This is a genomic window from Mesorhizobium sp. M7A.F.Ca.CA.001.10.2.1, from assembly GCF_003998575.1.
GTDB lineage: Bacteria > Pseudomonadota > Alphaproteobacteria > Rhizobiales > Rhizobiaceae > Mesorhizobium.
The window spans coordinates 1-8,180 of record NZ_RZQY01000243.1; the positions used below are offsets into that span (position 1 = coordinate 1).

General features: G+C 63.1%; 9 protein-coding genes. 5 read left to right on the plus strand and 4 right to left on the minus strand.

Annotation, left to right across the window (positions count from 1 at the left end):
- A partial coding sequence (locus EN964_RS16965; protein WP_127276554.1) for a pyrimidine 5'-nucleotidase occupies positions 1-548 on the minus strand: 548 nt, incomplete at its 3' end.
- Positions 549-708: 160 nt separating this feature from the next.
- Between EN964_RS16965 and EN964_RS16970 the strand changes: the two genes are divergently transcribed.
- The 3 genes from EN964_RS16970 to EN964_RS16980 all read left to right on the plus strand — a co-directional run bounded on the left by EN964_RS16970 (position 709) and on the right by EN964_RS16980 (position 3,277).
- Positions 709-1,470 carry a GGDEF domain-containing protein gene (locus EN964_RS16970; protein WP_127269432.1) on the plus strand — a complete coding sequence of 254 codons (762 nt, stop codon included), beginning with the start codon at positions 709-711 and terminating at the stop codon, positions 1,468-1,470.
- A gap of 194 nt (positions 1,471-1,664) precedes the next feature.
- On the plus strand, positions 1,665-1,841 hold the full coding sequence (locus tag EN964_RS16975) for a hypothetical protein (RefSeq protein ID WP_127269433.1): 177 nt from the start codon (positions 1,665-1,667) through the stop codon (positions 1,839-1,841).
- The gene (locus tag EN964_RS16980; protein ID WP_127269434.1) at positions 1,838-3,277 is read left to right on the plus strand and encodes a GMC oxidoreductase; all 1,440 of its coding nucleotides are present in this window, start codon (positions 1,838-1,840) and stop codon (positions 3,275-3,277) included. The genes EN964_RS16975 and EN964_RS16980 overlap by 4 nt, the downstream gene beginning before the upstream one ends.
- Positions 3,278-3,298: 21 nt before the next feature.
- Here EN964_RS16980 and phhA read toward each other — a convergent pair whose 3' ends face one another.
- Entirely contained in the window at positions 3,299-4,135 is an 837-nt protein-coding gene (gene phhA, locus EN964_RS16985; protein WP_127272324.1) for a phenylalanine 4-monooxygenase, read from the minus strand.
- 140 nt (positions 4,136-4,275) lie between these two features.
- Here phhA and EN964_RS16990 point away from each other — a divergent pair, with 140 nt between their 5' ends.
- Positions 4,276-4,752 (plus strand): Lrp/AsnC family transcriptional regulator, encoded by a 477-nt coding sequence (locus tag EN964_RS16990; RefSeq protein ID WP_027040109.1) that lies wholly within the window; start codon positions 4,276-4,278, stop codon positions 4,750-4,752.
- A gap of 116 nt (positions 4,753-4,868) precedes the next feature.
- Positions 4,869-6,437 (plus strand): magnesium-protoporphyrin IX monomethyl ester anaerobic oxidative cyclase, encoded by a 1,569-nt coding sequence (gene bchE, locus EN964_RS16995; protein ID WP_127272325.1) that lies wholly within the window; start codon positions 4,869-4,871, stop codon positions 6,435-6,437.
- An 8-nt stretch (positions 6,438-6,445) separates the two neighbouring features.
- On the opposite strand, the gene argB is transcribed toward bchE, so the two are convergent.
- Entirely contained in the window at positions 6,446-7,339 is an 894-nt protein-coding gene (argB, locus tag EN964_RS17000) for an acetylglutamate kinase (RefSeq protein ID WP_013528489.1), read from the minus strand.
- A gap of 159 nt (positions 7,340-7,498) precedes the next feature.
- Positions 7,499-8,180: amidase family protein (locus tag EN964_RS17005; RefSeq protein ID WP_245490662.1), on the minus strand; the 682-nt coding region annotated here is incomplete at its 5' end.

Genomic DNA, 8,180 nt, shown 5'->3' on the forward strand with positions numbered 1-8,180 from the left:
GGCACCGACAGGTTGCGGGCAAGGTCTTCGAACATCACCGCATTGTGGCCGGTGACGGCGTGGAGTTCAGCGAACTTCTCGTAGGTCTGGCGCGCCGGCTTGGGATTGAGCCCGGCGGCGACGATGTCGAAGATGTCGTCGAAATGGTCGAGGATGCCGAGTTGGCGCGCGGTGCGCTCGGCGTGCCTGCGGTCGCCATTGGTGAAGATGAACTTGCGGCCCGGAAGCTGGCGGATGGCGGTGCCGAGAACGGGGTCTGGCACCAGCCATGAATAGTCGATGTCGTGGACCTTCTCGAGGAAATCATCGGGGTCGATGCCATGACGTGTCATCAGGCCGTTCAGCGTCGTGCCATATTCGCGGTAGAGTTCCTTCTGCAACTTGCGCGCATCGTCGCGCGGCAATGCCAGCAGCTCGCCGACATAGGCGGTCATCTTGACGTCGATCTGCGAGAACAGATTCGAATGATGCGGATAGAGCGTGTTGTCGAGATCGAAGACCCAGTCGGTGACATGGGCGAAGCGGGCGGGGTCAGGGAGCGTGGTCATGGGCTCCTTATGGCATGAAACGCGCATTCCGGAAGCGACTTTATCCACAACTTCTGCTCGTTGAGGTTGCGTAAATCGCCTCACGATTCAAATTTTAGGCATCTGGGAAAGGTGGCCTTTAGGGCTTGCTGGCAGAGAGGCAGTCTTGTGGGAGCAAGCGATGAACAGCATAATTCTGAGATCCGCCGCCGTTGCTTTCGCCTCAGTCGCGGCCTCTCTCCTGCTGACCCTGATCATCGTTCCGGCCATGGGATTTCCGGTCAACCGCACGATCTGGCTGACCTCCACGCTCTGTCCGCTGGTGCTGGCGTGGGCTGCCAGCGCAAGCACTTTCTGGCAAAGCGACAGGCTGAAAAACGCGCATCGCGATCTCGCCCGAGCCCATGCCCAGCTCGCCGCCGCGCATCGCCGCCTGGCGGAAAAGGCGAGCCGCGACGACATGACCGGCATGCTCAACCGGGAAAGCTTCTTTGCCGCGCTCGACGGTTCGCGCCGCAAGTCCGATCGCGGCGCGCTGCTGATCATCGATGCCGATCACTTCAAGACCATCAACGACAATTTCGGCCATCTGACAGGTGATGACGCGCTGCTTTTGATCGCCAGCGCGATCCAGCGCGGCGTGCGCAGCGGCGATGTGCTCGGCCGCATCGGCGGCGAGGAGTTCGGCGCCTTCCTGATCGGCGCGACCGAGCAGGAGGCCAAGCGCGTCGCCGAGCGAATTCGCCGCGAAGTGGAGCTGATCCGCTTCCGGCCCGTCGACGAGCGGACCATTCCGCTCACGGTCAGCATCGGCGGCACTGTCTGCGGCGAGGAAGCCAGTGTGTCGGAGCTGATGCGCGCCGCCGACCGGCGCCTCTACCAGGCCAAGCACCAGGGCCGTAACCTGACGATCATCGACACCGGCATTTCCGAGGCGGCGTGATCCGATCTGCCGCAACCGGCCTGTTAAGAAAATTCTAACCCTGTTTGCACTCGGTTGTACCGCTTAGCCGGGTTTTCACTGCTTTGCGGCCAGACTTGGCACGATACTGGCTTCCACGGTGATGCATGTGTCGTTCCGGGAATTGCCGTTCTGGGAACGCCATGCAGTGCCGAAGCCCAGCCGAGAGACCAGCCATGAGTTTCATCATCAAGAAAATGTCACGCCGCGCGCTCGTGCAGGCGTTGATCGCATTGCCTGCCCTGTCTTTGTTCCGCAAGCTGCCTGATGCCGATGCAGCCGATCCAGAGCCCAACCCGAACGAGATCGTCGAGGTCAATGGCTGGATTCTGAGGCGGAGCGACCTGGCATGATCTTCGACAGCTACGAGGCGTATCGCGCCGCGAACTTCACCCCAAAAGTGTGCATCCTAGGCTCCGGTCCGGCCGGCACGACCATTGCCCGCAAGCTTGGCGCGGCCGGCATTCCGGTGGTGGTGATGGAGGCCGGTCCGCGCGAATTCAGCGACGAGTCGCAGGACTTTTACCGTGGCAGCACGGTCGGCGATTTCTATTTCGATCTCGACATAACCCGGCTGCGGTTGATGGGCGGCAGTTCCAACCACTGGGCCGGCTGGTGCCGCGTGCTCGACAAGCAGGATTTCGAGCCGAAGGCCTGGGTACCCGATACGGGCTGGCCGATCCGCCGCACCGACATCGAACCCTATCTGCCGGAAGTGCGCGACATTCTCGACCTTCCGGCCCTCCGGCCAGATGTGCCGATCTCGGACGACATTCGCTGGGTGCAGCTGATCAAGAGCCCGGCCGTGCGCTTCGCCGAGAAGTTCGGCGATGAACTCGACAAGGCCAAGAACATCGCGGTGGTGCTCAACACTTGTGCCACCGAGCTTACCGGCGACGGCAAACGCGTGACGGGCGCCAGACTGTGGTCGAACGGGCAGAATGCCGGCTCCTTCAGCGCCGACTATTTCATCGTCTGCACCGGTGGGCTGGAGAATTCGCGGCTGCTTCTGTGGTCCAACCAGCGCTCGAACGGCGGCGTCGTGCCGAATGCGACGGCGCTTGGCCGCTACTGGATGGAGCATCCGACCTTCGAGGGCGGCAATGCCATCCTGGCCGACTATAACGCGTTCGAGGTCGACGCCGTCAATGAGGCCTTCTTCTCGCCGACACTTGCCGCCACGGAGCGGCTGCAGATCATGAATTTCGGCATCCGGCTGATCGAGACGCCGTATCCCGGCGTCAAGAGCCTTATCGCCGACCTCGCCTGCACGGCACCCGACATGGCCGAGTGGATGTCCTCCAAGCTCAGTCAGAGACTGCGCTGCGCCGCGCAGCTCTACGTCGCCTGGGAACAGGCGCCGCTGGCCTCCAACCAGATCGAGTTGTCGAAGACCAATGTCGACCATGCCGGCGTGCCACGCATCGAATTGCACTGGAAGAAATCCGAACTGGAACATCGCACCCTGCTCGAAGGGCTCAGACTGTTCGGCAAGACGCTGATCGAGAAGAATCTCGGCCGCGTGCGCATTGCCGACTGGATCAGCAACGGCCAGGACTATCCGACCAATGACGAGACGGCGGGCCATCACCATATGGGCGGCACGCGCATGGGCACCGACGTCACCAAAAGTGTGGTCGACGCCAACTGCAAGGTGCACGGCATGGACAATCTCTATGTCGGCGGCTCCTCGGTGTTCTGCACGTCAGGCCAATGCAACCCGACGACGACGATCACCGCGCTGGCCTGCCGGCTGGGCGACCATCTGAGCAAGGTGGTCACCGCCTGACGGCTGCAGGGCAACTGCTGCCTAGAGCGTCGCCGGGTCGAGCGCCGGCTGGTCCTTGCGTCGGGCGACGATCGCCGCGAAATCGGCGGTCTGGAAGGCATCGCGCAAGGCGTCGAAGGACGGCAGCACGAAATAGGCGCGCTGGAACTTGTCGATCTCGTAGCCGGTGCGCATCACCGTTTCCAGGTCGAAGGGCACGTGGTGGGCGTCCTTGCCTTCGACCGCGAACTGCAGCTCGGTAAACGACGACATCAGGCCGGCGCCAAAGGCCTTTAGCGGCTGGCCGGCCTCCTGCATCAAGCCGTATTCGGCCGTGTACCAGTAGAGCCTGGAAATCATCTCGTCGCCGCCCAGCGCGATGATGTCGCCGGCCTTCTCGCCATACATCTGCATGAAGTCGGCGAACACCGGTTGCGACAGCGCCGGCACGTGGCCGAAGAAATCATGGAACATGTCGGGCTCGACAATGTAGTCGAGCTCCTGCCTGGTCCGCAGCCAGTTGGTGACCGGGAAGCGGCGATCGGCGAGATGATCGAAAAACGGGGCCGCGGGAATGAGACCGGGCACCGCGACGATCTCCCAGCCGGTCAATTTGCGCAGCTTGGCGCTGACCTCGTCGAAATCGGGAATACGGTCGAGCAGGCCAAGTTTTTCGACGCCGTCGAGATAGGAATGGTGGGCGAGCCTGCGCGTCAATTTGGTCTGGCGGTCGCACAGCGTGCGCCACACCGCCTGCTCTTCTTCGCTGTAATCGTAGCCCTGGGACACGGTGAAATCGGCGCGGCAGACCGAATAGTCGCCGCGCAATCCTTGCGCCGCGCAGTCGCGGGCATATTCGGCAACGCTCATCGTCGTCATGGTTTTTCTCCTCGCAAATCATCAATGGCTGACGTGCCGAAAAGGCTACCCCGATCTGCCGAGGCAAATCGGTTTTGATGATGGCTCGAACGGAATATTTGGGATAACATCCACTCACAAAACCCTCTATCGGAGTGAAAGTGCCTCAATTCGACGATTTCGAGATCAAGATGCTCGATGTCCTGCAGCGCGACGGGCGCAAGCCGGTTTCCGAACTGGCGCAAGAGATCGGCCTGTCGACGACGCCGTGCGCGCGGCGCTTCGAGGCGCTGCAGGAGGCCGGCATCATCAAGGGATTTGCCGCGGTGATCAGCCGCCGCGCGGTCGGCCTGATGGTCGAGGTGTTCATCCAGGTGCGCCTGGTCAGCCACAGCGACGGCTCGCCCGAAAGCTTCATCGCCGCCGTGCAGCGCATGGACGAGGTGTCCTCGTGCTGGACGATGACTGGCGACCATGACTTTCTGCTGCATGTCATGGTGCCGTCGGTCGACGAACTCAACGCCTTCGTTATGCACCGGCTGATGCGGCTCGACGGCGTGCGCGACGTCCACACGCAGTTGGTGCTGCAGAACATCAAGGGGCCGGGCCATGTGCCGCTCGGGCATCTCAGGCGATGACAATGCCTCTCTTCGCACTCCTTGGGGAAAAGCTGCACGCAAACTGCTGAAACGGGCCAATCGCGTGTCCACATCGCCGGCCAGCTTGCGCGGACCAACTGCCCAAGAGGTCCGCCATGAAAATCGTCCTGATCAATCCGCCGCACACCGCCATCGGCAGCCGCGTGCCCGACGATCATTTGCCGCCGCTCGGCCTGCTGGCGATCGGCGGACCGCTGATCGATGCCGGCCATCAGGTGCGGCTCGTCGACGCCGAGTTTGGGCCGATGCCGCTCGATGACGTCGTACGCAACGCACTGGAGGACCACCCCGACTTCGTCCTGATCGGCCATTCCGGCTCGACCTCGGCGCACCCGACCGCCTTGCTGATCGCTGAGCAGATCAAGCAGCGGGAGCCGGCGACCATCATCGTCTATGGCGGCGTTTTCCCGACCTATCATTGGCGCGACATCCTGGCCGCTACCGATGCTTTCGACTTCATCGTGCGCGGCGAGGGCGAGGCGACCGTCGTGGCGCTGGTCGAGGCGCTGGAAATGCACCAGCCGCCGGCGAGCGTGGCCGGCATCGCCTATCGCGACGATCTCAGCCGCCCCTTCGCCACACAGGCGGCCATGACCATTGCCGACCTCGACGCCTACCGCGTCGGTTGGGAGCTGATTGAGCACTCGCGGTACAGTTACTGGGGCGGCAAGCGGGCCGTGGTCATGCAGTTTTCGCGCGGCTGTCCGCATCTGTGCAATTATTGCGGCCAGCGCGGCTTCTGGACCCGCTGGCGGCATCGCGATCCGGTGAAATTCGCCAGGGAGATCGCCTGGCTGCACCGCGAGCACGGCGTCGAGCTGATCAATCTCGCCGACGAGAATCCGACGGTCTCGAAGAAGGCCTGGCGTGCCTTCCTCGACGCCCTTATCGCCGAGAACGTGCCGGTGCTGATCGTCGGTTCGACCCGTGCCGACGACATAGTGCGCGATGCCGACACCCTGCATCTCTACCGCAAGGCCGGCGTCATCCGCTGGCTGCTCGGCATGGAAAACACCGACGAGCAGACGCTTCAATTGATCCGCAAGGGCGGCAGCACATCATCCGACCGCGAGGCGATAAGGCTGCTGCGCCTCAACGGCATCCTGTCGATGGCGACCTGGGTGGCCGGCTTCGAGGACGAAGGGTTCCGCGATCTGTGGCGCGGCTTTCGCCAGCTCATCGCCTATGACCCCGACCAGATCCAGGCGCTCTATGTGACGCCGCATCGCTGGACGCCGTTCTTCCGCATCGCGCGGGATCGCAAGGTGATCCAGCAGGATGCGCGCTTGTGGGATTACAAGCACCAGGTGCTGCAGATGACGCGGCTGAAACCCTGGATGCTGTTCTTCAGCGTCAAGCTGATCGAGCTGGCGGTGCAATCACGGCCGAAGGCGCTGGCCCGCATCCTGTTACACAAGGATCCCGAGCAGCGGCATTCGATGCGCTGGTACACACAGATGGGCCGCCGCGTCTGGTTCCGCGAGGTCTGGGGTTTTCTGGTCCGCGACGTCAGGGTGAAAGACGGCCCGACGCTGGCTGAATTCTGGGGCGCGCCGCAGGACGCCGAGGAGGAATCGATGACGGTTTCACGGCCGGCCAGAAAGCTCGCCATTCCCACCATCGGCAATATTGAAGATTCCGAGGCGAAAAAGTTAGCCGGCTGACGAGCCCCTCAGGGCACGATCAGCGTGCCGGCGCCATGTTCGGTGAACAGTTCCAACAGCACCGCATGCGGCGTCTTGCCGTTGAGGATGACGACGCCTTCGACACCGCGTTCGATCGCTTCGATGCAGGTCTCGACCTTGGGGATCATGCCGCCCGAGACCGTGCCGTCCTTGATCAGCGCCTTGGCCTCGGCCACGGTCAGTTCGTCGATCAGCTTCTTGTTCTTGTCGAGCACACCAGGCACGTCGGTGAGGAACAGCAGGCGCGTCGCCTGGCAGGCGCCGGCAATGGCGCCGGCGAAGGTGTCGGCATTGATGTTGTAGGTGTGGCCGTCGCGCCCTGGCGCCACCGGCGCCAGCACCGGGATCATTTCGGAGCGTGCCAGAAGATCGAGCAAGGTGCGGTCGACCTCGACCGGCTCGCCGACGAAGCCGAGATCGAGCACGCGCTCGATGTTGGAGTCCGGATCGATCATGGTCTTGCGAGCCTTTTCGGCGAAAACCATGTTGCCGTCCTTGCCGCAGAGACCGATCGCCCATTCGCCCTCGGCGTTGATCAGCGCGACGATCTCCTTGTTGATCGAACCGGCCAGCACCATTTCGACGATCTCGACCGTCTTCTGGTCGGTGACGCGCAGGCCGCCCTCGAACTTGGATTCGATGCCCATCTTGGCCAGCATGGCGCCGATCTGCGGGCCGCCGCCATGGACGACGATCGGGTTGACGCCGGACTGCTTGAGCAGCGCGATGTCGCGCGCGAAGGCCTTGCCGAGTTCGATATCGCCCATGGCATGGCCGCCATATTTCACCACGACCGTCTTGTGTTCGTAGCGCTGCATGTAGGGCAGCGCCCGCGACAACAGGGCTGCCTGCATTTCGGCGGTGGCGGTTATTTCCGTCATCGGTTTGGTTCCCGGCTTTTTATTTTAAGCACGTCGTTGTCCCAAAACCCCTGGACACTTTTGGGCGACATGCATCAGGTAAGGACGGCGGCGTCTTAGCGGGAATTGGCGCCGCCCGCAAATGGCTTTGCTGTCATATTCAAGCGCTTCACGACCTCGTCATCGTGTCGGCACCATCAGCGGCGCCCTGCGGTCCAGCCAACCCGAGATCTTCTCCATCTGCGCGGCGAGCGACAAAAGCGTCTCTTCGTCGCCCGGACGGCCGGCCGCCTGGACGCCGAGCGGCAGGCCGGCGTCAGTGACATGGACCGGCAGCGCGATCGACGGCTGGCCGCTGACATTCTGGATCGCCGGCCAATGGGTGAACCAGAGGCTCTTGTCCATCAATTGGCCGAAGAACGGCTTCAGCTTCAGCAAGGGTGTCAGGTGAAGCTTGTCGAGCAGGTTCTCGATGAGCTCGTCGGCGCCTTTGGGATCCATGGCGCCGCAGGCGAGCGGCGGGTGGGCAATGACCGGCATCAGCACGGCGTCGTACTGCACGGTCTCCGAAATCAGCTGCCGCGAGGCGGCATGCAGCCGCTGCAGGTCGGCATAGGTCTCGCCGGCCGACACCATTTCGCCGAAGCGGGCGAGCACCCGCGTCGCCCGCTCGATGTCACCGGTAACGGAACGGCCGACGCGCAGCGCTTCGGCCCGCATCGTGCCGGCGACGGCGGAGGCAACCGTCCTGCAGAAATCGGCGAAGAAATCGCGGCCGATAAAGGGCAGGTCGATCTCCTCGACCGTGTGGCCGCCCTCGCGGGCAAGCGCCACCGCCTTGTCGAGCGCCTTGAGCGTCTCG